The organism is Cognatiyoonia koreensis (assembly GCF_900109295.1).
Taxonomy (GTDB): Bacteria; Pseudomonadota; Alphaproteobacteria; order Rhodobacterales; family Rhodobacteraceae; genus Cognatiyoonia; species Cognatiyoonia koreensis.
Map to the genome: position 1 here is coordinate 415,537 of NZ_FOIZ01000002.1, position 25,858 is coordinate 441,394.

Genomic DNA, 25,858 nt, shown 5'->3' on the forward strand with positions numbered 1-25,858 from the left:
CTTGCGTGGCCCCCACAATATTATCCGCCTGATCCGCACGGGTGCGACGCTGGAACGGACCGGCGCGATGAAAGTCGTGCTGGAAGCGTTCGAGGCCCCCGCCTATCTGCGCCTCATTTTCCGCACGATCGTCTGGCCGTTTCAGTGGCTGGGTTTCAAGGGCGATCCGAAGATGTCGCCGGTGCCCCGCGCGCTGGTAGTGCTCGGCCCTGCCTACATCAAGTTCGGACAGATCCTGTCGACCCGTCCGGATGTCGTCGGCGATGATATGGCCGAACAGCTGCGCGTACTGCAGGACAAGCTGCCGCCGTTTTCCATGGCTGAAGCGCGCGCAGAGGTGCAGCGCGAACTGGGTGTGAACGTGGATGACGCGTTTTCATCCTTTTCCGAACCGGTCGCCGCCGCTTCTCTTGCCCAGGTGCACAAGGCGCATCTGGCCGACACTGGCGATGCCGTCGCCGTCAAGATATTGCGTCCGGGTATCGAAAAGGCGTTTCGCAAGGATATCGACGCATTTTATTTCGCGGCACGCACGATCGAAGTTCTTTCGCCCGCATCGCGGCGTCTGCGTCCGATGGACGTGATTACCCACTTTGAAGGCGTGGTTCTGGGAGAGCTTGATCTGCGTCTTGAAAGCTCTGCCGCGGCGGAGTTCGCCGCAAACACGAAAAGCGACAAGGGGTTTCAGGTCCCACTGGTGCGCTGGCATCTGTCCGGCCGCCGGGTCATGACGCTTGACTGGGCGGAGGGGACGAATGCCGGCGATAACATGGCGCTGGATGCGGCCGGACATGACCGCCGCGTGCTGGCGGCGCGTGTCCTGCAGATGTTCCTTAACCACGCGTTGCGCGACGGCTATTTTCATGGCGACATGCATCAGGGCAATTTGAAGGTCGCCCCGAATGGCGACCTGATTGCCTATGATTTCGGCATCATGGGTCGGATCGACGAATATACCCGCCGCGTCTATGCCGAAATTCTGTTTGGCTTTATTCGCAAGGATTATCAGCGCGTCGCTGAGGTTCATTTTGAAGCGGGGTATGTGCCCGCTGACCGTGACGTCGATGAGTTTGCCCGCGCGCTGCGCGCGGTGGGAGAGCCGATTTTCGGGATGGACGCGAGCCGCATTTCGATGGCGCGCCTGTTGAGCTACCTGTTCGAGGTGACCGAACGCTTTGGCATGGAAACACGGACAGAGCTGATTCTGCTGCAACGCACGATGGTTGTGGTTGAAGGTGTCGCGCGATCGATGGATCCGCATATGAATATCTGGCAGGTCGCGCAGCCGATTGTCGAGGATTACATCAAAAGGCGTATCGGCCCCGCGGCCCTGCTGCAGGATCTCGGCAAGACGGCGATGATTCTGGCGCGGTTTGGTCCACAGCTGCCGCGCCTTGCTGAAGAGGCGCTGATCCGGCTGAACAACCCGCCACCGCCGCCGAAGCCGCAACGCCGTATCGCGCGGCTGTCGTGGATGGCGCTGGGCGGTGTTCTTGTGGGTGGCGGTATCTGGATCGGGCAGTTGCTGACGGGCTTATGATCCGGGTTCGCGCAAGGCCGTCACCGCCCCTGCCGCAATCGTCTGTCCGCCCGCCAAGGTAAGCATCGCCTCACCGTTTTCCATGCGCACCTCTGTGACGCGACCGTAGACGGCGGTTGTATCCTGCTGCAGCGCATTGGCCCCTTCGAAACTGATCGTTTCGAATTGATAGACCCCGTTCGGCAAGGGTTGGCCGTTCGCCTTCACACCCGCCCAGGAAATCGTTTCCGCCTGCGTTCCGATGTCGAAACGCTGGACTTCCAGCCCTTGCGCATCGCGCACCACGATCTGCGCTGATGTCGCGAACTGCGCCGGCTGCGGGGCAAGCGTCAGCGGTGCCCCGTCAAAATAGGCAGGGGTTGCGGCGCGTGCTTCCATACCGACCCAACCTGCCATCTGCGCAAGCCCCGATGTGCCCGCCTGTGCGGCGATGCCGCGCAGCAGATCGTTCGTCAGCACCTGTTGTTCCACACCCGAAAACGTCGCCAACTGCACGGCGTAATCCGAGGAATCGACAGGGTTCAGCGGGTCCTGGTTCTGCATCTGCACGGTGAGCATGCGCAGGAAGGTTTCAAAATCGGAACTGATTTCAGAGGCAGTCGCCTGCGGTGGCATGGGTGCTGCGGCGGCGGCGAGTGTCGGTGAGATTTCCATGGTGTGTCCTTAAAGTCTGAGATCAAGACCGGACCCGGTCTTGGCGGGGCCTGTGGCAGCAATGGGCGGCGCGTCGTGCGGCAGGGGGGGCGTTTCTGCTTCTGACAGGTCGCTTTGTGCGTCATTTGCCTGACCACGCTGTCCGCCTTGGAAAGCAAAACTGATCGACCCGAATCCCATGTTGCGGAATTCCTGCGCCAGCGCGTCGATCTGCCTGCGCAGCAATTCGTGCGTTTCGGGCCGTTCCGCCTGTATCGTCACGGTGATTGCGGTGTCATGGGCAGCGACCACCATGCGCACTTTGCCAAGTTCTTCGGGCGATAGGGTAATTTCCGTTGTGCCCGGCCCGTTCTGAAGAATCGCGACGGCCATTTGACCCGCGATATGTTGGGCGGCTGGCGCTGGTAAGTTTGCCTGCACGGGCGGAATCGTCGGTGTAACAACGTCGCGCTGGACAGGTGCGGTCAGACTGATCGCCAAATCTTCGCTTTCGATTGTGGGATCAGTCACTGCAGCGGACGGCACATCGGTTGGCGGCCGGACGGGGATGGAGGGGTTTGCAGGCGCGGTTGTCGTTGCAGCTGGCACAGGGTCATTGGGCCGGTCATTCCGGATCTGTGTTGGGAGATCGCGAGGGGTATCGACCGGTTTTTCAGCGGATTCGACTGGCTGGGCGACGTGCACCTTTGTGTCTGGGCGCGGGGCAGTCTTGTTGCCAAATGCGATCCCGGCTTTCTGAGGCATGTCTGGTGTTGTCTGAACAAATTGGGCTTCAATCGTTCCACGTTCGCCCTGCGATCTGGTTTCAAAAAGGATCTGGGTGCCCGTCTTGACCACGTGCAAAGGCTTGACGCCCTCTTTTTCGGGCTTCGTCAGCAGTGCGGCTGTTTTCGACCTTGTAACGGTGCCCTCTCCTTCCAATATGTGCCGTTGGTCGGGCGATGGCGCGCGCTGAACCGGATCGCGCAAGGGGCGGGATATGGGCAAAACCGGCGCATCAATGCCCTTCAAAGTCAACGCCGGTTGTTCTGTCTTTGGTGAAGCTGACGCAACTGCGATTTCTGACGCTGGCTTTTTCGATACTGGTGGGTCGCTTGCCGCGTGCAGCAGTGGCGTGGCGTTTTCGTCCGATTCAGTTTCTGGTTCAGCATCCAGCGCTTCTTCCGCCGCGCCATCTTCGTCGTCGACGACCAGTTCCGCCTCTGGCAGTGCGAAACCGGCAGGAATCATCTGCTGAGAGCTGGCATTCATTGCAAAGACCGCCGCGAAATCCGCGGTCGGGTTCGCCACGTCAGGATGCATCGCCACGACACCGGACGTTGGCATTGAAACGGTCAGCTGCAGAACGGGTAGAATGGGCATCTTGGCAATCACCGGGCTTGGAACGACTGCGCCACTTCTTGCACATAAAAACTAACGGATTCTTTACTGCTGTGCTGCAAAAACGGGGCCAAGCCGAAAGGAGTATGGCCCTTGAACACGATACCTGTGCTTCCCGCCTCGCATCCGCCGCCACCTTTACCACAAGGGCTCGCGCAGGATGTTGCCTTACGCGATGCGGCGCAAAAACTGGAAGCGACCTTTCTTGCGGAAATGCTCAAATCAGCCGGGCTTGATGCGATGGCCGGTGCCTTTGGCGGCGGCGTCGGCGAAGATCAGTTCGCATCATTCATGAGAGAGGCGCAGGCAGAGGAAATGGTCAAAGCCGGCGGAATCGGACTGGCCGAAGCCATCTATAACGCCATGCGGATCAAAGCCGATGCCGTCTGATTCCGTCATGGCACTTCTGCTCGCGCTTGACCGCGAAGGTGACGCATTGCGCAAGGGCGAACTGGCGTCCCTACCTGCGATTGCAGAAGAAAAGGCGCGTCTGGCGGCCGAAATCCAAAAGCGTCCCGTCAGCAATCAGGATATCGAAATTCTGCGCGCCAAAGCATCCGCAAACGCAAATCTGCTGGCCGCTGCAATCCGGGGAATCAAGACGGCACGGTCACGGCTGGACGCCCTGTCAGATGTGCGCAACGTGCTAAGCGTCTATGGCCCCGCCGGACGGATGGAGCGGGTCCCGACCAAACGATCCGACCTCGAAAGAAAGGCATGATCGGGCAAAGTCATGTCAAATTGGACCTAATTGCACCGCTGAAATTAACGTGCCGTTTAGATCAACCCGGCACAACGATCTTGTCCAGAAAGGTACAGCCTTGTTCGTCAAGGCAGTCGTCAGAACGACGGTTTAACGCGTCCCAAAACGGGGCGTCATTCAAACCCTCGGTGCAAAACGCACCACAACAGAAAGACACCTTATGTCCAGTATTCTGACAAACAACGGCGCAATGGTCGCGCTGCAAACGCTGAAATCCATCAACAACGATCTGACGAAAACACAGAACATGATCTCGACCGGCAAAAACATCGCGTCGGCGAAAGACAATGCCGCGATCTGGTCGATTTCCAAAGTGATGGAATCCGACGTTCAAGGCTTCAAGGCGATCAGTTCCAGCCTTTCGCTTGGTGAATCCACTGTCGCAGTTGCACGACAGGCGTCCGAAACGGTGACTGACCTGCTGACGCAGATGAAAGACAAGATCGTTGCCAGCCAGGAATCCAATGTCGACCGCGAGAAGATCCAGCTCGATATCAATGCTTTGCGCGACCAGATCACTTCGGTTGTCGGTGCTGCACAATTCAACGGCCTGAACCTGCTGTCCAATACGGATACTGCCGCCGGATCGGGCAATGTGGATGTTCTCTCATCCCTTGACCGTTCTGCAAACGGTGTCACGGCCAGTAACATCAGCGTCGCAAAGAATGACCTTGGAACTGGCGCATCCGCGATTGCCACCGGGTCCACCGCCGTGACAGCCGCCAACAACAATATCACCGCAGGTGCAGCCGATACTGCTGCCGCAGCCCTGACCGGCAACGCGACGACCCGGCCAACAACGGCAGTCACGATCGGCACGTCGGCTTCGGCCAGCATCGCCGCTGGGTCTGGCTTTAACGTTCAGATTTCCGCAGTTGCGGGGCTTGATGCCGGGTTTGCCACAGGTGGTCTGTCTGACATCCGCTATGTCGCGCGCGATGGTGATACCGCTGCAGATGTTGCAGCCGGTCTTGCGGAATCGTTCAACGACTACGTGACGAACAACCTGACCGATCGCTCTGATATCCAGGCAACCGTTGCCGGTGGCGTCCTGACATTCACAGGCTCCAACGTTGTAGGCGAAAACTTCAGCGTCAACGTCAGCGAATATGCCAGCGCCGATACGACAATCGGTGGCGGTCTGGAATCGTTGGGCGGGATCAGCGTCACGTCGGATGCCGGTGCAGACAGCGCGCTCGCGAAAATCGAGGGCCTGATCGGCAAGTCGATCGATGCGGCCGCATCATTCGGTTCTTCGCAAGGCCGGATCGAGACGCAGTCCGAATTCGTATCGAAACTGTCGGATGCGTTGAAGTCCGGTATCGGCACACTTGTCGACGCCAATATGGAAGAAGCGTCCGCGCGTCTTCAGGCGCTTCAGGTGCAGCAGCAGTTGGGTGTTCAGTCGCTGTCCATCGCGAACCAGGCACCGCAGTCGATCCTGTCACTGTTCCGTTAATACGAACCGTCTTGGGGGCGCATTCCGCGCCCCCGATTCCACCTTGAATCATATCCAGTACGGTAAAACCGTGCTGCGTTTCACCCAGTCCCGGAAGGACAACCCGTGAACGTTTCAGAACAAGCCCGTCGCGCCTATGCTCCGACACACCTTCCCATCCATACGCCCCGCTCTGTCGAGGCAAGCCTGCTGTCGCAAGTCACCGCAGCCTTGAAAAAAACACTCGAAGGGGCAACCCATTTTGCCGACACGGTCAGCGCCGTTCACCGCAACAGAGAAATGTGGATCGTACTGGCAAGCGATGTCGCCGATCCAGAGAACGCCCTGCCGGACATGTTACGCGCGCAAATTTTCTACCTTGCCGAATTCACCGAACAGCACAGTCACCGCATCCTGCGTGGTGAGGCTGACGCCACGGCCCTGATCGACGTCAATTCAGCCGTTTTGCGTGGCCTTCATTCACAGGGCACAGCCACATGACTGGTCTTGTTCTAAAGCTCACCCCGCGTGAACGGGTGCTGGTCAACGGTGCCGTCATCGAGAACGGGGATCGCCGCAGCAAGTTTTCGATCCTGACGCCGAATGCGAACATCCTGCGCTTGCGCGATGCAATCCGGCCTGAAGATGCGGCAACCCCCGTCAAGCGGGTCTGCTATATCGCCCAACTGGTCCTGTCAGGTGATGTCGATTCAGGTGATGCGCAAAAGCAGCTGCTTTCGGGCATTGAACAGCTTAGTCAGGCGCTTTGGGATGATGACAGCCGCAGTAAGCTTGCCATCGCGACGACGGCGGTGCGCAACACCGATTTCTATCGCGCACTCAAAGCGCTGCGCAGTTTGATTCCGCGCGAAGAACGCCTGATGGCGTCCAGATTGCCATGACCTTCCAGCCCGTTGTTCCATTTTCAGGCTACACGGGCTGGCGCTTTCTTGAACGCACGCTGGAAAAACAGCAGACGGCTTTTAATGAAAGCGTGCCCGTCAAGCGGGCAACGGACTATTTCCGCGACACCATCGGGACAATCCAGACAGCCGAAGACCTGATGAAAGATCGCCGTTTGCTGACCGTCGCGCTGGGTGCTTTCGGTCTGGATGATGATGTCAACAACACCTTTTTCATTCGCAAGGTGCTTGAGGATGGCACGATTTCCGATGACGCCCTTGCCAACCGGCTGGCCGATCAACGCTACCGCGAATTTTCGCGCGCTTTCGGTTTTGGTGGCGAGGAACTGGTGCGCACCGGACTTGCGACATTCGCAGAGACAATTATCGATCGTTTCGAAGCGCGGCAATTTGAACGCGCTGTTGGCGAACAGGACAACAACCTGCGGATCGCGCTGAACCTTTCGACCGCATTGAACGATATCACAACCCAGAACCAGTCCGACAATGCGCGCTGGTTCGCGATTATGGGCAGCCCCCCGGTGCGGCAGATTTTCGAAGGTGCGCTTGGGCTGCCATCCAGCATCGCCCGGATCGACCTTGACCAACAGCTCGACACCTTCAAGCGGCGCGCGAATGCCACCTTCGGCACCGATGCCGTCGGCGATTTGCAAGCGCGAGACGCGCAGGAAAAGCTTATCCGCCTGTTTCTGGTCAGATCGCAAATCGAAACCGGCACCGCATTCAACGGTAACTCTATCGCGCTTACGCTTTTGCGGGGCGGGTAGGCTCGCCCTGCTCTTCATTTGGTCCGCCTGTATTCAGCGCTTGGCGCAACAACGCGAAGTGGTGCTGTGCTGGTTTGCCGTCGCGAAGGGCCAGGAATTTCTCGATCGCGGACTGGGATTTGATGGCGGCGTCGATGCTGCTGTCGGATCCCGTTTCATATAACCCCGCCTGAATCATCAGCGCGGCCTTGTCGTAGGTTCCCATCCGCCGCCTGGCCTGCAAGATAAGGCTGTTTTCAAGCGGTGTTGCCGCATCAGGCAAAGCGCGCGAAACGGAACGCAGGATATCAATCGCCGGAAAGCGCCCCTGTTCCGCAATCTGGCGATCCAACACGATGTGTCCGTCCAGAATGCCCCGCAGCATATCTGCCACCGGTTCTTCCATGTCCGAGCCGGCAACAAGGACTGTGTAAATCGCGGTGATGTCCCCTGACTCTTCTTTGCCCGGTCCTGCCCTTTCGCAAAGCGCGGCGATCGCGCTTCCGGTGGAGGGTGGGAATCCGCGTAGGCTTGTCTCTTCTCCCGCAGCGACTGCAACCTCGCGATGCGCCTCGCAGAACCGGGTGACGGAATCGCAAAGCAAGAGGACCTGCAGCCCCTGATCGCGAAAAAATTCTGCGACCGCAGTCGCGGCCCAGGCACACCGCCGCCGCACTTGTGGTGCCGCGTCTGATGTCGCAGCGATCACGACGGCGCGCTTCATCCCTTCCGGCCCGAGCACGGATTCGGTGAAATGGCGCACCTCGCGCCCCCGTTCACCGACAAGCGCGATGACGATGACGTCAGCGTTCACGCCGCGGGCAAGATCGGCCAGCAATGTCGATTTGCCGACTCCCGACCCGGCAAACAACCCGACGCGCTGCCCTTGAACAAGCGGCAGCATCGTGTTCATCGCCGCAAGCCCGGTTTCCAGCCGTTCGCCCAAAGGTCGCCGCTGGTTGGGCGGATTCGGCCGCCCCTGCAACGCAGACCGCCCAAGCCCCGGCAGCAAGGGCCGCCCGTCCAGCGGTGCGCCGTCCGGGTCAACCACACGCCCGATCCAGCTGATATCCGGCGCAAATCGCGGCCGTGGCACAAGGATGACGCGCGTGTTCAGTGCCACCCCTTCGACTGAACCATCAACCAGCACATCGACATGATCCGGTTGGAGCCGGATTATTTCACCGCGCAGCGTTTCCGCCCCGTTCTGCAACGATATGCGGTCCCCCAATCGGGTTGAACGCGGAAACCCCGCGACCTGCAACGTGCCGCCAGACACCTGCTGCACCCGCCCGACCGCATGCTGAAAGGTGAAATCCTCGATCAGGCGCGTCACCTTTTCCAGCGTTAATCGTCCCATGAAATTGAATCCCTTTTGTCTCAACAACGTCTTTTTAAGGAATCACCCTTAATTGTTCATTGAAGCGACCGAGGGAGAAGCCCCGATGTACCAAGGACTGGATCTGTTCAACACTGCTGCGGCCATGGCCCGCCATGCCGGTGCACGGCAGGCGTTGACCGCACGCAATGTCGCAAATGCGGACACACCGGGATACGAGGCCCGCGTTATGCCGACCTTTGCGCAGACTTACGGCACAAGCAGCGATTTCACATTACGCCAGAGCGACGCGCGCCATATGTCGGCGCAAACCGCACACAGCCGCCAGGTTGACCTGGCGCGAACGGAACCGTCGCCGAACGGCAATACCGTGTCCATTGAAGAAGAAATGCTGAACGCCGTCGCGATCAGTCGCGAACACAACCGCGCCCTGACGATCTATCGCCACGCGATGACCGTGCTGCGCACGACGTTGGGCAGGTAAACATCATGACAGATTTCAATGACGCCATGTCGGTCGCGACCAGCGGGATGAAGGCACAGGCCAACCGCCTTCGTCATGTTTCCGAAAACATCGCGAACACCGACACGCCGGGCTATCGACGCAAGACGATTTCGTTCTCGGACGCGATACAGGACGGCACGGTCAGCACCGGCCCGGTGAAGCTTGACCAGACCGATCTTGCGCAAATCTATGACCCGTCAAATCCGCTGGCCGATGCGACGGGGCATTACGCGGGTTCGAACGTGAACCTGCTGATCGAAATCACCGACGCGCGTGAGGCGCAGCGCAGTTACGAAGCAAATCTGAAGGTCTTTGATCAGGTGCGGCAGATGTCGACCGCCCTGATGGATCTTCTCAGAAAATAGGAATGACGCGAATGGATATCAGAAGCACGCTTGTCGCACAAAATTATGCTGCGAACCGCACGGTCACACAGCCCACACCCAATGCAGGCGAAGGGTTGCTCGCCGGTGCCAAGGATTTCATCAGCACATTGCAGCAAAGCGAAAACACCGCGATGGCTTCTATGACCCAAGGGGCCGATCCGCACGCGTTGGTACAGGCACTTGCCCAGACAGAGCTTGCCGTTCAAACGGCGGTTACCGTGCGCGACAAGGTGGTCGAGGCTTATCAGGAAATCCTGCGGATGCCGGTCTGATGATGAGCGAGGCCGTCTTTTACGACACCCTGCGTCAGGGGCTGTGGGTCGCGTTCATGATCGCGGCCCCGATCCTGACGGTTGCGTTGGTCGTCGGTCTGGCGATTGGTCTGTTTCAGGCGCTTACCTCTGTGCAGGAAATGACCCTGACCTTTGTGCCGAAACTGGCAGCGATTGCGGGCGTCTTCTGGATCACGATGGCCTTCATGACGGAAACACTGGTCAGCTTCTTTCAGAAGACACTGATCCCACTTGTGGCGGGCGGATAAGATGGACAACGCAACATATGCGACGCTGACCCGGCAATCGGGGCTGATGAAGGAATTGCAAATCGTCGCGAACAATATCGCGAACGCATCGACGACCGGATTTCAGGCAGAGAACATGATGTTCTCTGAATATATCTCGACCACGGGCAACGATTTTGATTCACTGTCCATGGCGGCGGGGACAGTTCGGCAAACGGTGCACACCCAAGGCGCGTTGGCGCAAACTGGTGGACCATTCGATCTTGCGATTGAAGGCGAAGGCTATTTCCTTATCGAAACCGCCGGGGGCGAACGGCTGACGCGGGCTGGCAGTTTCACACCGGATGCGAACGGCGATCTTGTGACAATGGATGGCAACCGCGTTCTTGATGCCGGTGGTGCTCCTGTTTTCATTCCACAAGGGGCCGGACAAATCGCGATTGCGCCAGACGGCACCATCAGCGCCGCGGGCACCCCTGTCGGGCAAATCGGCCTTGTCGTACCGACAGACCCTACCACCATGATCCGCGAGGGCAGCGTTCTGTTCAACGCCCAAGACGGTTTTGGGCCCAGCGCAGACGGGCGTATGTTGCAGGGGTATCTAGAGGATTCAAACGTAAACCCGATCGTTGAAATCGGTCGCATGATCGAGGTCCAGCGCGCCTATGAGCTGGGGCAAAGCTTTCTCGACAAGGAGGATGAGCGCATTCGCGGAGTCATCCAGGCCATCGGCCGCTAGACAAGGATATCAGATATGCGTGCACTCAAGATCGCGGCGGCCGGTATGACGGCGCAGCAAATGCGGGTCGAAGTCATTTCCAACAACCTCGCCAACATGAGTACGACGGGATATAACCCCCGCCGCGCCGAGTTTGCGGACCTGCATTATCAACAACTGGCGCGGCCCGGTACGATCAACGCCTCTGACGGGACAGTTCTGCCCACCGGTGTGCAGCTTGGACTGGGCGTGCGGGCCAGCGCGGTTTCCGTGATGTTGTCACAAGGCTCGCTTGGGCAGACCGGTGGCGATCTGGACGTCGCCATCGAAGGGCTTGGTTATCTTGAGGTCACGCTGCCCAACGGTACCGCCGCCTTTACCCGTGATGGCGCGCTGAAACGGACAGGTGACGGCTTGATCGTTACGGCAGATGGGTATCCTGTCGCGCCGGATATCACGATCCCCGCCGACGCACGCAGTGTGTCGATCAACGCCGAAGGTGAGGTTTATGCCTATTTCACCGACCGGATTGAACCGGAACTGCTGGGACAATTCACGCTTGCCGGGTTCACAAATCCCAAGGGACTTGAGGCAATCGGATCGAACCTGTTTCTTGAAACGCCAGCCTCGGGTCCGTCCGTGGTGACGACACCCGGACAGGACGGGTTAGGCGTGTTGCGGCAAGGTTACCTCGAAGACAGTTCTGTCGATCCGGTCAGAGAGGTCACAGACCTGATCGAGGCGCAGCGCGGCTACGAGCTCAATTCCAAAGTCATCACGGCCGGTGACCAGATGCTTGGCGCGATGGTGCAGATCAGATGATGCGTTGGTTGGCCCTGGTGCTGTGTCTTGCCCCCCGCGCAGAGGCGGAAACCGTCGTTGCAGCGCGCACCATCCAGGCGCAGACGATCATTGCGGCGACCGATCTTGTCCTGCAAGACGGCGATGTCAGCGGCGGGGAAAGCGATCCTGCCCTGTTCATCGGGATGGAGGCACGGGTCGCGCTTTATGCAGGACGACCCATTCGCGTCGGCGATGTCGGCTTTCCTGCCTTGGTCGATCGCAATCAGCTTGTCCCGCTGGTTTATGAAAACAACGGGCTGCTGATCCGAACGGAAGGGCGCGCGCTTGGCCGCGCCGGGGCGGGTGAAATGGTGCGGGTGATGAACATGTCATCGCGCAACACCGTATCCGCAAGGATCGGGCCCGATGGGGCCGCATATGTACTGGCAGGGGCTGACGGATGAAAAAACTGATAATCGCTGCAAGTTGCGCAGCACTTTGCGCCTGCAGCAGTACACCAATTGGCAAACCGCCCGAGCTGACGTCCATCGTGGCAACACCGGACCGCACCGCCATGGTGACCTATGGCTTGCCGGACACGATCGAAACGGCACCGAATTTTCCGGGTGCTTCGGCCTCTTTGTGGACGGGGGATCGTGGATCGCTTTTGGGCGAACGCCGCGCGATGCAGCGCGGTGATATTCTGACGGTTGTCATCGAAATTGACGACCGCGCGGAAATCTCGAATTCGACGGACCGGTCGCGGTCTGCATCACAGCAATTGGGGGTGCCGCAACTTCTCGGCCTGCCACAACGTATTGATGCACGTGCACCAGAGGGTGCCTCGCTTGGCAATGCGGTATCGGTCAACTCGCAAAGTGCGTCAAATGGCGACGGATCGGTGCGGCGCAACGAAAAACTGACCTTGCGGGTCGCGGCCACGATCATCGATGTGCTGCCCAATGGCGTGCTGTCGGTCGCCGGCCAACAAGAGGTGCGCGTCAATTTCGAAGTGCGCGAATTGCTGGTATCCGGTTTTGTCAGGCCTGCAGACATCACTCGCCAGAACGAAATTACCTACGACAAGATCGCCTCCGCCCGCATTTCCTATGGCGGTCGGGGACAGATTACCGATGTGCAGCAACCCCGCTACGGGCAACAGGCGCTTGAAGCCGTGTTGCCGTTCTAAAACCGCGAGACACAGATGAAAAAACTGCTTTTGCCTCTTTTGCTTTTGCTTGTCGGCACCGGGTCCGGTGTCGGGGCCGGTTTGTTGCTCAAGGAACCGGAACAGCTCGAAGACCATGCGGCAAACCCGTGTGGTGATCCTGCCGATATGGCTGCGACGCCGCCGCCTGACCCTATTCCGCTGGATACCGAAACCGAATACGCAAAGCTCAACAACCAGTTCGTTGTTCCCGTTGTCGCGGATGACCGCGTTGCGGCGATGGTTGTTTTGTCGCTTAGCATCGAGGTCATCGCCGGCAACAAGGAAGTGATCTTTGAAACCGAACCGAAATTGCGTGACGCGTTTCTGCAAGTGCTGTTCGACCATGCCAATATCGGCGGGTTTTCCGGCAACTTCACGACGGCATCCAATATGCGGATCCTGCGCGAGGATCTGCAACGCGCGGCGCAGTCAATCGTCGGAACGAATGCGTTGGATGTTCTGATCCTGGATATCGTTCGGCAGGATACCTAGAAACGGGGTTTTTGGCGCGCGGCCTGTCGTTCGCGTTCCAACCGTTTGACCAGTTCCTGCATCGCCTGATCCTTGCCAAACGCGCGTTGCAACCTTGCGCGGGCTGCGTCCCTCAAAGCAAGCACACGGGCCAATTCGGTATTGATCTCTTCACGTCTGCGATCGACCCAATGTTGCCAACGCACCGTCGCGCCTGCCCGCTCAGCCGCCGATTCCACGGACACCGGCGTGTCACGCTGCCGCGCCAGATCATGCAACTGTTGGCGCAATGCGGATTCCTTGCGCTGCAACGCGGCTGATTTCGCCTGCGCAGCAGATAACGCGGCGGCGGTTATTTCTGTTAACCTGACAAGATCGTCGCGCATCATCGCCGCTTTCGCGCTTGTTGCCGGACCTTTTCGGCAAAGCGAATGGCGGCCGCAACCGGTTTGAAATGCGTGATCGCAATCTCTTCGCCAATCGCGACGGTGGCATGCAAGGCGCGGGCCGTTGGCGGGTCTGCATGGATGGGCACACCGTGCTCCATCGCGATTTCACGGATTCGCGCGGCGACTTCGTCCACGCCCTTTGCGACACATTTCGGTGCTGTTCCAGGCATCCGCGACCAGGCAAGCGCGACGGCATAGTGCTGCGGGTTGACGATGACGACATCCGCTGCAGGCACATCCACCAGCATCTGGTTCATGGCGATGTCAAAGGCACGTTGGCGACGCTGCTGTTTCATCATCGGGTCGCCTTCGGACTGTTTTGTTTCGTCCATCATCTCTTTGCGCGACATGCGGTGCTTGCGCAGATGCTCTGCCCGCTGCCACAGGAAATCGACGATCCCCAGCACGGCAGCGATGACCAGCACGATCAAAAGCAGCGACACAACCAACTGTCCCAAAGTGACTGCCACCATGGCGGGTGTCAGATGCATCGCACCGATCATGCGGGGCATCTGGAACGACAGAAAAACGCCCAGCACGACCCCGTAAATCAACAGTTTGGTCGTGCTCTTGGCAAACTCGAAAAGCCCTGCACGCCCGAACTTGTTCTTTGCACCTGAAATCGGTGAAATCCGTGACATTTTCGGGGCGAGTTTCGATGGCGCAAAGACCAGCCCGCGCTGCGCAATCAGCGCGAGAATGGCCAGAATTGCGGGGCCGGCGAACCAAGGCCCTGCCTGCGCGGCCGTCGTCAGAAGTACACCTCCCATCAGCGGGTTCTGCGACCCTGCGAATGTCATGCGACCAAGCGCGTCCGCCTCTGCAAGCAGGCCCATCAAACTGCTTGCGAAACCAACAAGAAGGGCAGATCCCATCCCCATTGCGACGATCAGAAAGCCACCATAAGCGGCGGCGGTGATGAGGTCGTTCGATTTCGCGATTTCACCCTTCTTGCGCGCATCGTCGAGCTTTTTCTGCGTCGGTTCGAACTGCTTGTCATCATCTTCCGCGTCCGACATCAAAAACCCCCTGACGGGTTCATGACGAAGGCCATGAACGTATCGACCCAGATCGACAGGATGAACGGTGCGGTGATGAGAAGCAGGAACAGCCCGCCAGCCGTGATCGCAGGCGCGCCGACAAAGGATACCATCAATTGCGGCATTGCCTTGTTGATGACCCCAAGGGTCACATTGTAAATCAGGGACGCCAGCACGAACGGGGCCGCCAGCGTAAATCCGAGCGCAAATGTCCGGCTGACAGCTGCGACGCCCAGAGCGGAAACGGTTTCGCTTTCGACCACGGCCCCAAGCGGCACAAGGTTATAGCTTTGGATCATATAGGCCGCGAATTGCACGTGCAGCCCCATCATCGCGGCCAATGCAAGCCCGGCAACCACGAGCACATGACCAATGGCCGGTTGCGGATCTGCCCCGGCCGTGCCACCGAAAATCTGTGACAGAGAGGTCGATTGCGCCGCGATGGCACCGGCGGTTTGCAACGCGATCACGAAAAAGCGCAAGAGCAACCCGAAGAAGAGACCGGTCGCGATCTCTGGCCCGCCGATAGCCAGCCCGGACATCAGCGTATCTGGCGCGGCGGTTGTGCGGTCGGACACGGCGGGAAAAATGATGAGGCAAAACGCCAGCGTGATTCCCAGCCGCACACGAACAGGAACTGTCTGTTCACCAAACGCCGGCAGGAACGACACCATGCTCCCGATGCGCAAGAACACAAGGAAAAAGCCCCAAAGCGCGTTCTGCGAAAACGGCAGCAACGGGATCAGATCGGCAATCATGCGGGGACAAGGCCGACAAGTGCCGGGCGCGCGTCGATTCCGATTTCTTCGAAAGACAGGACGGGATTGATGATTCCCTTGGCGGACAGGACCGTGCGCAGGAAACGCCTGCGGCGCATGGAGGTGACGACGGCCGCGTATGTGCCCGCCTCTGCCGCTTTGGCCAGCTTGTCCGCAATGCCGTCAGCCAGCCTGTTGAATTCTTCTGGCGGCAGCGCCACATCGCCCCCACCGCGTTCGGTACGGATTTCGTATGTCGTGAACGTGTCTTCCCATTCGGGTGCCAACTGTACCAGCGGCACCGTCCCATCCGACCGGCGCACATGCGCGACGAGTTGGAAGCCAAGCCGCTGGCGGACATGTTCGGTGATCGCGTCGATCGAAGGATGAAGCTGCCGTCCTTCGGCCGTCGCCTCGAGGATCAGCGGCAGGTTGCGTACCGAGACCCGTTCTTCCAGCAAAAGCCGCATGACCGCCAACAGCACATCCATCGGTACGCGGTCCGGCATGAGTTCATCAAGCATCTTGCGGTTTGCTTCTGCCCGCTGCGGATCGCTCAGGTTCACCATTTCATCCAGCCGACGCCGCAAGGCCTTGTGCGTCAAAAGCCGTGGGAAATTGCGTTTGACCACTTCAAGCAGGTGTGTGGCCAGAACCTCGGTCGGTTGCACAATCGTTAGACCGGCAAGGGCCGCCCCTTCCCTTTGGTTGGGCTGAATCCAGCGCGCGGGTGCGCCGTAAACAGGCTCTGTCACTGCGTCGCCGGGGATGTCGCGGTCCTCACCGTCTGGCAAGAGCGCGAGCAGTTGCGCGGGCCGCAACACGTCACGCGCCTGTTCGACGCCAAGCACGTAAACGACATATGCACCACGCGATAGCGCAGCGTTGTCTGTCAGCCTGATTTCAGGCAGCAAAAGGCCGTATTCCGTGGCAACATGATTGCGCATGTTGCCGATGCGCGTATCAAGCCCAGTCCCCTGATCCAGTACCATATCCACCAGATCCGGCGCGAATTCGAGGTGGATATCATCAAGGTCGAGCATATCACCCATCGACGGTTCGCGCGCGTCTTGCGCAGGTTGCATGTCCTGTTTGGCTGTGGCTGCCTGCGCGCGCTTGGCCGCGCGGGACAGCGCAAATGCACACCCCCCCAATGCCGCCGCCCCGACAATGAAGGGAACGAACGGCATCCCTGGCACGAGCGCAAAGAGCCCCATCAGCACAGCGACCGTCGCAAGTGCAGACGGATGCCGACCAAGCTGCGTGACGATCGCAAGGTCTGTGGCCCCCGTCGCCCCGCCACGTGCCAGAAGCAGTGCGGAAGCAATCGAAATGATGACCGCAGGGATTTGTGACACCAGCCCGTCGCCAACAGTCAGAATCGCATAAGTCTCGAACGCCTGCCCGATCGGCATACCGTGGATCGTTGTCCCGATCACGAGGCCCATCACAAGGTTCAGGGCAGTGATGAGAAGACCGGCGACCGCGTCACCTTTGACAAATTTCGACGCACCGTCGAGCGAGCCGAAAAATGTCGTTTCAGCCTGTTCCGTTTCGCGTCGCGCCTTGGCTTCGGTGTGATCGATCGCACCGGCTGCGACGTCGCTGTCGATCGCAAGTTGTTTGCCAGGCATCGCATCAAGCGCAAAACGCGCGCCCACCTCGGCCATACGCGTGGCACCCTTGTTGATGACCACGAAATTCACGATCAACAGCACGCAGAAGACGACCAACCCAAGCAGGACGTTTCCGCTCATGACGAACATCGCAAAACCTTCGATGACTTCGCCAGCTGCATCGGTTCCGGTGTGCCCTTCCCCGATGATCAGCTTGGTCGACGACACGTTGAGCGACAGGCGCAACATTAGCGATGCCAACAGCACCGTGGGGAATGCCGAAAAATCAAGCGGTCTTTCGATGAACAGCGTCACCGTGAACATCAGGATGGCAAGCGCAAATGATGCCGCAAGCCCAAGGTCAAGAACCCACGCGGGCATCGGCAGGATCATCATCACGATAATCGCCATCAATGCGAGCGCGAGCAGGATCGTTGGTTGGAATACGTTCTTGAGCGCCATGTCAGTTGCAGCCCGCACGCGTGCAACGGCATTCTGGGTAACGCCCGTGAACATGCAACAGGAACTTGCTGCGAGATGGCATTCTGCCGATCATCCTTGTGAAAGCCGCATTCATTGCGACAGGTTTGGTCTAAGGGCCATTTATTGAAAATGTGTTAGCGGCAGCACGTGTCAGGGAGAGGTTTCTCCCTCTGCGATCTTGTAGCGGTCCAGCAACGCCCCAAGATCGGTGCGCAACGTCGTCGAGTCATCAATCAGTGAGCGGCTCGACGCGAGAGGCCGGTCCGTTTCAACGTCGAACGTCACATCGGCATCGACACGACGCGCAACATTGTTGAGCACCCGATCCTCTGTGTTGCCAAGCTGCCCCCAATTGCCGAAACGCCAGCCAAGCTGATCACGCGCGTCCTGCGGAAGGCCCGCCAGAACTGTGTCGTCCGGTTCGACACCGCCCTGGGCCAGTAACAATTGTGCGCGCGCCGAAGTGATGCCGGACAGATGCGCACGTGCGCGGTCGACGTTTCCTTGCTTGATCGCAATTTCCGCCCGCAAGTACCGGCGTTCCGCCATATCGGCCCCAACGGCCGGCCCGGCAATGGCCCGCTCAGCCTGATCGGAAAAGCCAAGCGTGAGGAGACGCCGCGCAATCTTGTTTTGAAGCGGCGGGTCGGTTGCCTGTACCCGATCTGAGAAGACAAGTTGCAGAAATTCTGCATCACTCGCGTCGGCTGCTTCCTTTTGCAGTACTGCGTCGTGATATTGCGCGATCTGCGCTTCATCAAACTGCTTGGCTTGCGTTTCGATTAGGTCCAGCAACCCGTCAGTATCATTCAGACTAACAAGGATGTCTGCTTCTGCCGCGAACAGATCGCGGGTCAGCATTTCGTTCTGGCTTTCGAATTGCAACGTGCGCAGCAGCAGAAGATCCTGCTGTTCGAATGGCACGTCGCTTACGCGTTTCAGTGCGACAAGTTTCAGAAACGCCTCTGGCGTGATGCGCGGATCGTCTTCGGCCAGGTCTGACAGGATGCCAGTTGCCGCCGATAGATCCCCTTGATCTTCGGCGATCCCGGATTCGGCAATCTTTACAGCCGTTTCGTCTGTCCCGTTCTGCCCCGCGAGGACGGTCGCCGCCAGATCATTGCGCCCCAGTGAAGTCAGCTTGCCAGCAAGCCGTGGCGCAAGGTGCCTGCGCAAATCATTCGGCAGCAGTTTGTAATCGATCACGATTGCATCCAAATCGACCTCGCCAGTCAGCGGCCCGTCGGTGTGCGCAAGAAACGCCCAAAGCGCGATTGGCCCCGGGCAGGTCATCTGATGGTTGAAGTTGGCCAGATCGACGGTGTCTTCGTCAACGACCTGCCCCAGCGCCACAAGGACCTGACGGCTGCGTGACAGTTCGCCATCAATCTCGAGCGTGTTGATCGCTTCGCGGCCGAACCCGAATGCCAGATACGCCTTCGACAACGCCTCGACGGCGGCTGGGTCCGTGCGGTCGAATTCGCCTGTGATTGCGCGTCGTAATGTGCCGATTTGTTGCGCGAAGGGCGTGTCATCAATCCAGTTTGCGACGTCGGCGTCGCTTGCCGCGACACAGCCGAACGCCGGCTGGCCATCCGCATGATCCGACAGATCCGATTGCATGGCCCGATCGACGCTTGTTCGCGCGGAAAGCCCCGGGGTCAGCGCGGCATTCACGGCGTCAAGCAGATCGGAAAGCGTGTTCTCCGGTGGTCCTTCGGTAGTTGCTGATGGGCTGGCCCCGTCAGAAGGGGCCAGCAGCCCCTGCGACAGCGCACGGGAAAGACCGTCCGAGATCGTTGTTTCCAGGTCTGCGACGCGCACTTGCTGGTTGGCGTACTCTGCAAGTGGATCGGGCAAGCCATCTGGCCGACCGGGCGGGCCACGGTCCGACCCATCCAGTGGCAGGCGCGGCACATCGATCTTTGCGGATTGGGTGCGCGTTTCCGGTCGTATCGGCAAGACAAGAGCAGGCGGATGCGGATTGGGTGCTGGCGTGACGGGCAAATCAAGTTCCACGAACCGTTGATCGTTCGCCGCGTCATAGCCGCCGCCCCGCGGTTGATCCGGGTCTTTGATGTCAAGAACGAGCAAATCTGCCCGCAACTGGTCCACCTCTGCAAAGCAATCACATGCCAAGGCGAATCGCAGCGCTGTTCCGTTTTCAGTCAGCCGGATTGCCGCGATCCTTTCGCGCCGAATGCGTGTGAAAAAGCCCGCGGTATCAATCGACTTCTCGGTATCAAAGCGGACACCATAGCCGTCTGCACTGGGCCCAACCGACCACGCCGTACCTGGCGGAATGGAAAAAACGACACGTGTGAAGTTCAGGTGATCACCGGTCCGCACGATGATGTCCTGCGCGGCCGCCGCACTGGCCAGAAAGAGGAAAATGCAGAACAGGCGAAACACTATGCAGCATCCTGCTTGGCAGATTTCAGGGCTTCTTCCAAAGTAGAAAAATCTGGGCGCAAATGATCCGGTGTGTTCTGCCGCCCCACCTCGATACAGATGTTGGGCGCATGCCGGTGAAGGTTCGCGACGAGGATTTCCCGGATCAGTTTGTAGAAATGTCCGTCATCCTCGATCACCGCTTTGACGCGCACCGCGAACGGGCCGACCAGACCGTAGGCCAGGAATACGCCCAGAAACGTACCGACAAGCGCGCCGCCAATCAGTTTGCCAAGCACCTCTGGCGGTTGGTCGATCGAGCCCATCGTCTTGATAACACCCAGAACCGCAGCAACAATGCCCAGTGCGGGCAGGCCATCCGCGACGGTCTGAAGCGCATGCGTTGAATGCAGTTTGTGATGAAGCGTCGCCTCGATCCGCTTTTCAAGTACTTCTTCGACCTGATGCGGATCGTCATAGTTCATCGTCGCGGACCGAAGCGTATCGCAGATCAATGCCACCGCCTCACCATCTGCCTGAATACGTGGATATTTTCCGAAGATGCTCGAACTGTCAGGGCTTTCGATATGTTCTTCAAGGGCGACCGGATTGGCGCGCGCGATGCGGATCAGCTCGAACAACAGGCACATCAAGTCCTGATAATCCTGCTGCTTCCATTTCGCGCCTTTGAAGACCTTTCCAACGTCTTTCAACGTATGTTTGATGGCGCTTGTATCGTTGCTGATAACGAACGCACCCAGTGCCGCGCCACCGATCATGATCATTTCGAACGGCAGCGATTTCAGGATAATTCCCATCTTGCCGCCCGCCAGCAAATAGCCGCCGAACACCATGACAAAGACAATCGCGATACCAACAAATCCGACCATTCTGTCCGAATCCTTTCAAAGACGATGACGAAGCACTTCCCGACTGTTTTGACACAGACGGGTTAAGGAACCGTCTGCATCATTGGGTGGGAACCCCTGCATTGCGCCCAGCAAGCACGACACTGATGGAATGTGCCGTTTGCGGCGTCAGCTGCGTCATGATCAGTGCGGCAGGTTCCGGTCGCATCATGCCAAGGAATCCAGCCGCGAAATCGGGGGCCATTTCCTCGAACAAGGCGGCTGCGTCCTTCGGTTTCATATTCTCGTACACCGTGGTCAAACGGCCCAGATCGGTTTGGGATGCCTCTTCTGCAAGGGCGATTGTCGCTCTCAGCGATTCTTCCGCCTCGACCAACGCGTCGAGTTGCTCTTGCATTTCCGCCTCAGCGACTGACAAGGCCTGAAGCCGTGCTGTGATCTGTTCTTCCTGTGTTGCTACGCGGGCTTCCCGCGCCAGCAACGTTGCCAAAAGGGTATCGATATCGGGTGAACTGTCCGCCTGGCCCTGCGGTGTCATCGGCACGGCCGCGGGCGTGGCCGGTTCGCCTTCTGCATAGGCCTGACCCGATCCGTCCATGAAACGCAGCAGGGCGGACGAGATCAGCAAGCCTGCAACGATATGCAACGTGCCACTGCGTTTGCGGCGTGGTCCTGCACTCATTGTCGTGCCTCTGGATCAGTTGGCTTGCGCACGAAAAAAGGGTTTTCTGGCGGTGCCGCAGGTGCTGCAGCTGGCAGGTCATGCAGCGATGCAACCAGAAGTTCCAACCGCCTTGCCGCCGCTTCGGCGCGATCGCTGACGTCCGACAATGTCGCAACAGAACCGGTTGCGGCGGACTGCGCAGATTTCAAGGATTGCGCCAGTTCGTCGACCTGCACCGAAAGAACCGCGACAGCACCCCCGACCCCTTTTTCAAGGTCTGTGAACCGGCGCAGGCGTCGCGACAGGATGTAGCAATAGAAACCGGCCCCCAGGGCCCCGGCGATAAGCAGCATGTCGGAAATCAGAACCATCTTGCGGTCTCCTCAATTCAAAACGAATTCCATAATTAAAAGGTCGCGCACCCGACCATCCCCGACGACAACCTGAACGCGGCGCAGCATCTGCCCGCGCAGTTTCACCAGGATCGCCGGATCACCGAGTTCCGAGAGTTCAACGGCGCGAAGATAGCCATTCAGCACGTCGATCACGCGCGGTTTCAACGCTTCGACCTCTGCCGCGTGTTCGGGCGTAACTTCAAGCTGTGCGGCAAACCGAAGATGTGTGCTGACGCCGCCCGCGGGCAAGGAAATGACCATTGGATCAAGCGCGACGAACGCGACCTTCGGGATGTCTTCGACCTGCTTCGCGTCTTCGGATGATTCGGTATGATCCGCATCACCAGAGCTGCCCAACATGCCGCTGCTGACGGCAAAGAACCCGCCGCCACCGCCGGCGAGCGCAAGGACAAGTCCAAGAATCAAAGGCAGCTTGGACTTTTTCGGGGGGGCTTCGTCCTCTGTTATGTCTGTCATGCTGCAGCTTTCGAAAAATTGCGATGTCCGACATTTAACGTTGAAGCCCTAACCGATTGTTAAGTGTGTTCGGGTCATGTTGCCCAGACGGGCAGAACGCCCATCGAATGGAGAAGCCATTGCAGGGCCTACTTTCAGTCTGGACGAATCTGAACACGCGGCGGCAAATCATCGCGATTCTATCCAGTGCCGCGATCATTGCGCTGGTTGTATTCTTGGCGCGCGGTGCCGGGCAGAAAGACCTCGCCCTTCTTTATGGTGGGCTCGAACCTGCGGCCGCAGGCGACGTGATAACGGCACTTGATCAGCGCGGCGCAATTTATGAAGTGCGCGGCGGCGGCATCTATGTCGATGCCACGCAGCGGGATTCGCTGCGCATGTCACTGGCAGGAGAAGGGCTGCCCTCGGTCGGGGCACAAGGCTATGAATTGCTTGACGGGCTGTCCGGTTTCGGGACGACATCGCAGATGTTCGATGCCGCATACTGGCGCGCCCGCGAGGGGGAGCTTGCCCGCACAATCCTTGCCAATCCAAGCATTCGCGCGGCCCGCGTTCATATATCGACCCCGTCGGGCCGCCCATTTCAAACCCGCGAAAAACCCACGGCCGCCGTGACGGTTTCGACCGGGGCGGGCGGGCTGTCATCGTCGCAGATCACGGCGCTGCAGTTTCTTGTCGGTTCTGCCGTGACAGGGCTGTCGCCCAATGATGTTGCAATCATCGACGATGAAGCAGGACTTTTGTCCGATAGCACAGGGTCGGCGGCAGCGGGCAAATCCGGCGAGATGGCCGACACGTTGCGCCAGCGGGCCGAACGTTTGCTTGCGGCGCGGGTGGGACAGGGCAACGCATTGGTCGAGGTATCAATCGACACCATCAACCAAAGCGAGTCGATCCTGGAACGCACGGTCGATCCCGACAGCCGGATCGCGATCAGCACAGACGTGACGGAAACTGCCGAAACATCCCAAGACAGCCGTGGTGGCAACGTAACGGTCGCATCAAATCTACCGGACGGTGACGCAGCTGGTGGTGGCGGCACTGCGAACTCTGAAAACAGCGAAACCCGCGCGTTGACGAACTATGAGATGTCGCAAACTGAACGCCAGATCATTCGGAATGCCGGTGATGTGCGACGCCTGACCGTTGCAGTACTGGTGAACGATGTGGCGGAAACAGGCACCGACGGAACGGTGACCTATGCGCCGCGCAAAGCCGACGAACTGACAGCGCTGCGGGAATTGGTTTCGCTGGCTGTCGGTCTTGATGAGGGCAGAGGGGACCTGATTACTGTCCAGTCCATGCAATTCGAGGCCGTCGCAAACGAAGGCACGTTGGTCACAGCGGACGCGACCGCTGCACCACTCAATATGATGCAGCTTATTCAGGTGGCCGTTGCCGCCGTGGTTGCACTCATCCTCGGGCTGTTTGTCGTACGGCCAATTCTATCGGGAAAAACAGCCGCCTTGCCACCCCCTGCCGATCAGTTGCCGCGCACCATGATCGAGGGTGACATGATAGATGCATCGCCCGAAGCGACAACGCAACAGACACAGCAGCTGCCATCTGCGGATGCAGTTGCCCGCCTGCGCGAGATGATTGCCGAACGCGAAACAGAAACAGTCCAACTGCTGCAGGACTGGATGGAAGAACCTGACCCGAGGGAGTCTGCGTAATGGCCCATTTGATGTTCCTTGAACAGTTCGAAGCCGAAAGTGGCGAAACGCCCACCCGGTCACCAACCGAATTGCCCGGTTTCGAGGATGGTTACGATGCAGGCCTTGCCGCCGCCGCTGCCGACCAAGCAACGCTGAGCGCGCAGATGGCGACGCGGATTTCGGAACTGCAATTCGGATATGTCGAAGCACAGCAGGATTTGCTGCGCGCCCTTGGCCCGCTGGTCAGTGCAATCTGTGACCAGATACTCCCCGCACTGATCGACGACATGACACGTAGCCGGATCTTCGAAACGCTCTTGCTGTGTGCGAGGGCAGATGTTTCGCATCCGATGCAGCTGACCTGTCACCCGGCAAAGGCGGCGGTGATGCAGCAAGTGCTGGCGGATTTTGGTGACCAGCAGGTTGCCCTTCTGACCGACCCCGGTCTTGCACAGGATGAAGTTCTGATCGGAGGCAACCGTCAGGAAACCCAATTGGACACGGCACTACTGATCGCCGCCATGCGGACCGCGCTTCAGCACCTCTGCAACGCACACCAGAAGGAAGAGACAGATGAATGATGCAAGCCTTACGCCCCATGACAGCGTCGCGAAAGGTGCCGGACTTTTGCAACAAATCCCGATCGAGGTGCTGATTTCCGTTGGAAAGGCGCGCCCGCTGGTCCGGGATCTTCTTAATCTTGGTGAAAACGCGGTCTTACCGCTTGACCGCCGCGTGGATGACCCGGTGGAGCTTTATATCGGTGACAGGCTGATCGCGCGGGGCGAATTGCAAGAACAGGAAGGTGGCGAACCCGGACAGCTCGCCGTGAAACTGACCGAAGTGATTAATGACCCGACCGACCTTGGATAGAGCATGGCGGCTGGTCTGTGCCGGATCCGTCTGTCTGGCACTGATGACATCGGCTGCATTTGCGCAGGACGTTTCGATCACACTTGGTGATGACGGATCCCTCGCGACCCGATCCGTTCAACTGCTAGTTTTGATCACCGTGCTCAGTATCGTACCGGGGATCGCGATCATGATCACCTGTTTTCCCTTCATTGTCACAGTGCTCGCCATCCTGCGGCAGGCCATCGGCCTGCAGCAGTCGCCGCCGAACATGCTGATCGTTTCGCTTGCCCTTTTCCTCACCTATTTCGTCATGGAACCGGTATTTCTGGCCGCATGGACGGCAGGGATCGATCCAATGCTGAATGGGGATATGGAGATTGAGGAGGCCTTTCTGCGGACAATGGAACCGTTGCGGGCTTTCATGCTGACCCGGATTGATCCCGACACGCTGAACCAACTCGCCGATCTCAGACCGGACGTCGATGTGAACCTGCCGGCAGAAGACGTACCGCTTTCCGTCCTGGTCCCGTCATTCATGCTGAGCGAGATGGAACATGCGTTTCAGGTCGGGTTTCTTATTTTCCTGCCTTTTCTGATCATCGATCTGGTCGTTGCCGCAATCCTCATGTCGATGGGGATGATGATGGTCCCCCCGGCGATTGTGTCGCTGCCCTTCAAACTGGCGTTCTTCGTTGTTGCGGACGGCTGGAGCCTTATCGCTGTCAGCCTTGTGCGCGGCTACGGCGGGGTCTGATTGGTTCTCGACCATACTCCCCCAGAACTGACGTCTCTACCAAAATCCTATTTCTGTCTGGGCGAACGGGCAG

At 58.9% G+C, this 25,858-nt stretch carries 32 protein-coding genes; 20 read left to right on the forward strand and 12 right to left on the reverse strand.

Annotated elements, in window-relative coordinates:
* Position 1: 1 nt before the first annotated feature.
* Positions 2 to 1,540, forward strand: coding sequence for a 2-polyprenylphenol 6-hydroxylase (ubiB, locus tag BMY44_RS13740; protein WP_089995965.1), 1,539 nt, complete (start codon positions 2 to 4; stop codon positions 1,538 to 1,540).
* On the opposite strand, the gene BMY44_RS13745 is transcribed toward ubiB, so the two are convergent.
* Positions 1,535 to 2,194 (reverse strand): flagellar hook capping FlgD N-terminal domain-containing protein, encoded by a 660-nt coding sequence (locus BMY44_RS13745; protein WP_089995968.1) that lies wholly within the window; start codon positions 2,192 to 2,194, stop codon positions 1,535 to 1,537. The two genes, ubiB and BMY44_RS13745, sit on opposite strands and share 6 nt — an antisense overlap.
* 9 nt (positions 2,195 to 2,203) lie before the next feature.
* Positions 2,204 to 3,556, reverse strand: a complete 1,353-nt coding sequence (locus BMY44_RS13750) for a flagellar hook-length control protein FliK (protein ID WP_131801614.1) — start codon at positions 3,554 to 3,556, stop codon at positions 2,204 to 2,206.
* 111 nt (positions 3,557 to 3,667) lie between these two features.
* Between BMY44_RS13750 and BMY44_RS18395 the strand changes: the two genes are divergently transcribed.
* From BMY44_RS18395 to BMY44_RS13780, 6 genes are all read left to right on the forward strand, one after another.
* Positions 3,668 to 3,964: a rod-binding protein gene (locus BMY44_RS18395; RefSeq protein ID WP_089995973.1), complete on the forward strand. Its 297-nt coding sequence runs from the start codon at positions 3,668 to 3,670 to the stop codon at positions 3,962 to 3,964.
* Positions 3,954 to 4,295, forward strand: a complete 342-nt coding sequence (locus tag BMY44_RS13760; RefSeq protein ID WP_089995976.1) for a hypothetical protein — start codon at positions 3,954 to 3,956, stop codon at positions 4,293 to 4,295. Before BMY44_RS18395 ends, BMY44_RS13760 begins: the two co-directional genes overlap by 11 nt.
* Before the next feature lie 202 nt (positions 4,296 to 4,497).
* Positions 4,498 to 5,796, forward strand: a complete 1,299-nt coding sequence (locus BMY44_RS13765; RefSeq protein WP_089995979.1) for a flagellin — start codon at positions 4,498 to 4,500, stop codon at positions 5,794 to 5,796.
* A 105-nt stretch (positions 5,797 to 5,901) separates the two neighbouring features.
* Entirely contained in the window at positions 5,902 to 6,276 is a 375-nt protein-coding gene (gene flaF / locus BMY44_RS13770; protein WP_089995982.1) for a flagellar biosynthesis regulator FlaF, read from the forward strand.
* Positions 6,273 to 6,677, forward strand: a complete 405-nt coding sequence (gene flbT, locus BMY44_RS13775) for a flagellar biosynthesis repressor FlbT (RefSeq protein ID WP_089995984.1) — start codon at positions 6,273 to 6,275, stop codon at positions 6,675 to 6,677. The genes flaF and flbT overlap by 4 nt, the downstream gene beginning before the upstream one ends.
* Positions 6,674 to 7,465: a DUF1217 domain-containing protein gene (locus tag BMY44_RS13780; protein ID WP_089995987.1), complete on the forward strand. Its 792-nt coding sequence runs from the start codon at positions 6,674 to 6,676 to the stop codon at positions 7,463 to 7,465. The genes flbT and BMY44_RS13780 overlap by 4 nt, the downstream gene beginning before the upstream one ends.
* On the opposite strand, the gene BMY44_RS13785 is transcribed toward BMY44_RS13780, so the two are convergent.
* Complete coding sequence (locus BMY44_RS13785; protein ID WP_089995990.1) at positions 7,443 to 8,804, reverse strand: FliI/YscN family ATPase; 1,362 nt, start codon at positions 8,802 to 8,804, stop codon at positions 7,443 to 7,445. The two genes, BMY44_RS13780 and BMY44_RS13785, sit on opposite strands and share 23 nt — an antisense overlap.
* Positions 8,805 to 8,889: 85 nt before the next feature.
* Between BMY44_RS13785 and BMY44_RS13790 the strand changes: the two genes are divergently transcribed.
* Genes BMY44_RS13790 through BMY44_RS13830 form a run of 9 tightly spaced genes read left to right on the forward strand, consistent with a single transcriptional unit; the run spans position 8,890 to position 13,397 of the window.
* Complete coding sequence (locus BMY44_RS13790; RefSeq protein WP_089995993.1) at positions 8,890 to 9,267, forward strand: FlgB family protein; 378 nt, start codon at positions 8,890 to 8,892, stop codon at positions 9,265 to 9,267.
* Positions 9,268 to 9,272: 5 nt separating this feature from the next.
* Positions 9,273 to 9,653: a flagellar basal body rod protein FlgC gene (gene flgC, locus BMY44_RS13795; RefSeq protein ID WP_089995996.1), complete on the forward strand. Its 381-nt coding sequence runs from the start codon at positions 9,273 to 9,275 to the stop codon at positions 9,651 to 9,653.
* 11 nt (positions 9,654 to 9,664) lie between these two features.
* Positions 9,665 to 9,946 (forward strand): flagellar hook-basal body complex protein FliE, encoded by a 282-nt coding sequence (gene fliE / locus BMY44_RS13800; RefSeq protein WP_089997170.1) that lies wholly within the window; start codon positions 9,665 to 9,667, stop codon positions 9,944 to 9,946.
* Positions 9,946 to 10,215, forward strand: coding sequence for a flagellar biosynthetic protein FliQ (locus BMY44_RS13805; RefSeq protein ID WP_089995999.1), 270 nt, complete (start codon positions 9,946 to 9,948; stop codon positions 10,213 to 10,215). The genes fliE and BMY44_RS13805 overlap by 1 nt, the downstream gene beginning before the upstream one ends.
* Position 10,216: 1 nt before the next feature.
* Positions 10,217 to 10,933, forward strand: a complete 717-nt coding sequence (locus BMY44_RS13810; RefSeq protein ID WP_089996002.1) for a flagellar hook-basal body complex protein — start codon at positions 10,217 to 10,219, stop codon at positions 10,931 to 10,933.
* A 15-nt stretch (positions 10,934 to 10,948) separates the two neighbouring features.
* Entirely contained in the window at positions 10,949 to 11,734 is a 786-nt protein-coding gene (flgG, locus tag BMY44_RS13815; RefSeq protein ID WP_089996005.1) for a flagellar basal-body rod protein FlgG, read from the forward strand.
* Entirely contained in the window at positions 11,734 to 12,159 is a 426-nt protein-coding gene (gene flgA, locus BMY44_RS13820; RefSeq protein ID WP_089997171.1) for a flagellar basal body P-ring formation chaperone FlgA, read from the forward strand. Before flgG ends, flgA begins: the two co-directional genes overlap by 1 nt.
* Complete coding sequence (flgH, locus tag BMY44_RS13825; RefSeq protein ID WP_089996008.1) at positions 12,156 to 12,884, forward strand: flagellar basal body L-ring protein FlgH; 729 nt, start codon at positions 12,156 to 12,158, stop codon at positions 12,882 to 12,884. Before flgA ends, flgH begins: the two co-directional genes overlap by 4 nt.
* Before the next feature lie 15 nt (positions 12,885 to 12,899).
* Complete coding sequence (locus BMY44_RS13830; RefSeq protein ID WP_089996011.1) at positions 12,900 to 13,397, forward strand: flagellar basal body-associated FliL family protein; 498 nt, start codon at positions 12,900 to 12,902, stop codon at positions 13,395 to 13,397.
* Here BMY44_RS13830 and BMY44_RS13835 read toward each other — a convergent pair.
* The 9 genes from BMY44_RS13835 to BMY44_RS13875 all read right to left on the reverse strand — a co-directional run bounded on the left by BMY44_RS13835 (position 13,394) and on the right by BMY44_RS13875 (position 22,518).
* Positions 13,394 to 13,765, reverse strand: coding sequence for a hypothetical protein (locus BMY44_RS13835; RefSeq protein ID WP_089996014.1), 372 nt, complete (start codon positions 13,763 to 13,765; stop codon positions 13,394 to 13,396). The genes BMY44_RS13830 and BMY44_RS13835 overlap by 4 nt on opposite strands.
* Positions 13,762 to 14,844, reverse strand: a complete 1,083-nt coding sequence (locus tag BMY44_RS13840) for an EscU/YscU/HrcU family type III secretion system export apparatus switch protein (RefSeq protein WP_089996017.1) — start codon at positions 14,842 to 14,844, stop codon at positions 13,762 to 13,764. The genes BMY44_RS13835 and BMY44_RS13840 overlap by 4 nt, the downstream gene beginning before the upstream one ends.
* On the reverse strand, positions 14,844 to 15,623 hold the full coding sequence (locus tag BMY44_RS13845; RefSeq protein WP_089996020.1) for a flagellar biosynthetic protein FliR: 780 nt from the start codon (positions 15,621 to 15,623) through the stop codon (positions 14,844 to 14,846). Before BMY44_RS13845 ends, BMY44_RS13840 begins: the two co-directional genes overlap by 1 nt.
* On the reverse strand, positions 15,620 to 17,701 hold the full coding sequence (flhA, locus tag BMY44_RS13850; protein ID WP_089997172.1) for a flagellar biosynthesis protein FlhA: 2,082 nt from the start codon (positions 17,699 to 17,701) through the stop codon (positions 15,620 to 15,622). The genes BMY44_RS13845 and flhA overlap by 4 nt, the downstream gene beginning before the upstream one ends.
* 171 nt (positions 17,702 to 17,872) lie before the next feature.
* Entirely contained in the window at positions 17,873 to 20,134 is a 2,262-nt protein-coding gene (locus BMY44_RS13855; RefSeq protein ID WP_089996022.1) for a hypothetical protein, read from the reverse strand.
* Positions 20,134 to 21,003: a flagellar motor stator protein MotA gene (gene motA / locus BMY44_RS13860; protein ID WP_089996025.1), complete on the reverse strand. Its 870-nt coding sequence runs from the start codon at positions 21,001 to 21,003 to the stop codon at positions 20,134 to 20,136. Before motA ends, BMY44_RS13855 begins: the two co-directional genes overlap by 1 nt.
* Positions 21,004 to 21,082: 79 nt before the next feature.
* Positions 21,083 to 21,664: a MotE family protein gene (locus BMY44_RS13865; protein ID WP_089996028.1), complete on the reverse strand. Its 582-nt coding sequence runs from the start codon at positions 21,662 to 21,664 to the stop codon at positions 21,083 to 21,085.
* Positions 21,661 to 22,017 (reverse strand): hypothetical protein, encoded by a 357-nt coding sequence (locus BMY44_RS13870; protein WP_089996031.1) that lies wholly within the window; start codon positions 22,015 to 22,017, stop codon positions 21,661 to 21,663. The genes BMY44_RS13865 and BMY44_RS13870 overlap by 4 nt, the downstream gene beginning before the upstream one ends.
* 12 nt (positions 22,018 to 22,029) lie before the next feature.
* Positions 22,030 to 22,518, reverse strand: coding sequence for a flagellar basal body-associated FliL family protein (locus BMY44_RS13875; RefSeq protein ID WP_089996034.1), 489 nt, complete (start codon positions 22,516 to 22,518; stop codon positions 22,030 to 22,032).
* Positions 22,519 to 22,637: 119 nt separating this feature from the next.
* On the opposite strand from BMY44_RS13875, the gene fliF reads away from it, so the two are divergent.
* The 4 genes from fliF to fliP are packed head-to-tail and all read left to right on the forward strand — an operon-like array spanning position 22,638 to position 25,785.
* Positions 22,638 to 24,194: a flagellar basal-body MS-ring/collar protein FliF gene (gene fliF / locus BMY44_RS13880; RefSeq protein ID WP_089997173.1), complete on the forward strand. Its 1,557-nt coding sequence runs from the start codon at positions 22,638 to 22,640 to the stop codon at positions 24,192 to 24,194.
* Positions 24,194 to 24,757, forward strand: a complete 564-nt coding sequence (locus BMY44_RS13885; protein WP_089996037.1) for a hypothetical protein — start codon at positions 24,194 to 24,196, stop codon at positions 24,755 to 24,757. Before fliF ends, BMY44_RS13885 begins: the two co-directional genes overlap by 1 nt.
* Complete coding sequence (locus BMY44_RS13890) at positions 24,750 to 25,049, forward strand: FliM/FliN family flagellar motor switch protein (protein WP_089996040.1); 300 nt, start codon at positions 24,750 to 24,752, stop codon at positions 25,047 to 25,049. The genes BMY44_RS13885 and BMY44_RS13890 overlap by 8 nt, the downstream gene beginning before the upstream one ends.
* Positions 25,027 to 25,785 (forward strand): flagellar type III secretion system pore protein FliP, encoded by a 759-nt coding sequence (gene fliP, locus BMY44_RS13895; protein ID WP_089996043.1) that lies wholly within the window; start codon positions 25,027 to 25,029, stop codon positions 25,783 to 25,785. The genes BMY44_RS13890 and fliP overlap by 23 nt, the downstream gene beginning before the upstream one ends.
* Positions 25,786 to 25,858 lie beyond the last annotated feature (73 nt).

What these genes read in the sequence shown, in the direction of transcription:
- BMY44_RS13745 (WP_089995968.1), bottom strand. Translation starts at nt 2,194, where the DNA reads ATGGAAATCTCACCGACACTCGCCGCCGCCGCAGCACCCATGCCACCG.
- BMY44_RS13750 (WP_131801614.1), bottom strand. Translation starts at nt 3,556, where the DNA reads ATGCCCATTCTACCCGTTCTGCAGCTGACCGTTTCAATGCCAACGTCC.
- BMY44_RS13760 (WP_089995976.1), top strand. Translation starts at nt 3,954, where the DNA reads ATGCCGTCTGATTCCGTCATGGCACTTCTGCTCGCGCTTGACCGCGAA.
- BMY44_RS13765 (WP_089995979.1), top strand. Translation starts at nt 4,498, where the DNA reads ATGTCCAGTATTCTGACAAACAACGGCGCAATGGTCGCGCTGCAAACG.
- flbT (WP_089995984.1), top strand. Translation starts at nt 6,273, where the DNA reads ATGACTGGTCTTGTTCTAAAGCTCACCCCGCGTGAACGGGTGCTGGTC.
- BMY44_RS13780 (WP_089995987.1), top strand. Translation starts at nt 6,674, where the DNA reads ATGACCTTCCAGCCCGTTGTTCCATTTTCAGGCTACACGGGCTGGCGC.
- BMY44_RS13785 (WP_089995990.1), bottom strand. Translation starts at nt 8,804, where the DNA reads ATGGGACGATTAACGCTGGAAAAGGTGACGCGCCTGATCGAGGATTTC.
- BMY44_RS13790 (WP_089995993.1), top strand. Translation starts at nt 8,890, where the DNA reads ATGTACCAAGGACTGGATCTGTTCAACACTGCTGCGGCCATGGCCCGC.
- flgC (WP_089995996.1), top strand. Translation starts at nt 9,273, where the DNA reads ATGACAGATTTCAATGACGCCATGTCGGTCGCGACCAGCGGGATGAAG.
- fliE (WP_089997170.1), top strand. Translation starts at nt 9,665, where the DNA reads ATGGATATCAGAAGCACGCTTGTCGCACAAAATTATGCTGCGAACCGC.
- BMY44_RS13805 (WP_089995999.1), top strand. Translation starts at nt 9,946, where the DNA reads ATGATGAGCGAGGCCGTCTTTTACGACACCCTGCGTCAGGGGCTGTGG.
- BMY44_RS13810 (WP_089996002.1), top strand. Translation starts at nt 10,217, where the DNA reads ATGGACAACGCAACATATGCGACGCTGACCCGGCAATCGGGGCTGATG.
- flgG (WP_089996005.1), top strand. Translation starts at nt 10,949, where the DNA reads ATGCGTGCACTCAAGATCGCGGCGGCCGGTATGACGGCGCAGCAAATG.
- flgA (WP_089997171.1), top strand. Translation starts at nt 11,734, where the DNA reads ATGCGTTGGTTGGCCCTGGTGCTGTGTCTTGCCCCCCGCGCAGAGGCG.
- flgH (WP_089996008.1), top strand. Translation starts at nt 12,156, where the DNA reads ATGAAAAAACTGATAATCGCTGCAAGTTGCGCAGCACTTTGCGCCTGC.
- BMY44_RS13830 (WP_089996011.1), top strand. Translation starts at nt 12,900, where the DNA reads ATGAAAAAACTGCTTTTGCCTCTTTTGCTTTTGCTTGTCGGCACCGGG.
- BMY44_RS13835 (WP_089996014.1), bottom strand. Translation starts at nt 13,765, where the DNA reads ATGATGCGCGACGATCTTGTCAGGTTAACAGAAATAACCGCCGCCGCG.
- BMY44_RS13840 (WP_089996017.1), bottom strand. Translation starts at nt 14,844, where the DNA reads ATGTCGGACGCGGAAGATGATGACAAGCAGTTCGAACCGACGCAGAAA.
- BMY44_RS13845 (WP_089996020.1), bottom strand. Translation starts at nt 15,623, where the DNA reads ATGATTGCCGATCTGATCCCGTTGCTGCCGTTTTCGCAGAACGCGCTT.
- flhA (WP_089997172.1), bottom strand. Translation starts at nt 17,701, where the DNA reads ATGGCGCTCAAGAACGTATTCCAACCAACGATCCTGCTCGCGCTCGCA.
- motA (WP_089996025.1), bottom strand. Translation starts at nt 21,003, where the DNA reads ATGGTCGGATTTGTTGGTATCGCGATTGTCTTTGTCATGGTGTTCGGC.
- BMY44_RS13865 (WP_089996028.1), bottom strand. Translation starts at nt 21,664, where the DNA reads ATGAGTGCAGGACCACGCCGCAAACGCAGTGGCACGTTGCATATCGTT.
- BMY44_RS13870 (WP_089996031.1), bottom strand. Translation starts at nt 22,017, where the DNA reads ATGGTTCTGATTTCCGACATGCTGCTTATCGCCGGGGCCCTGGGGGCC.
- BMY44_RS13875 (WP_089996034.1), bottom strand. Translation starts at nt 22,518, where the DNA reads ATGACAGACATAACAGAGGACGAAGCCCCCCCGAAAAAGTCCAAGCTG.
- BMY44_RS13885 (WP_089996037.1), top strand. Translation starts at nt 24,194, where the DNA reads ATGGCCCATTTGATGTTCCTTGAACAGTTCGAAGCCGAAAGTGGCGAA.
- BMY44_RS13890 (WP_089996040.1), top strand. Translation starts at nt 24,750, where the DNA reads ATGAATGATGCAAGCCTTACGCCCCATGACAGCGTCGCGAAAGGTGCC.
- fliP (WP_089996043.1), top strand. Translation starts at nt 25,027, where the DNA reads ATGACCCGACCGACCTTGGATAGAGCATGGCGGCTGGTCTGTGCCGGA.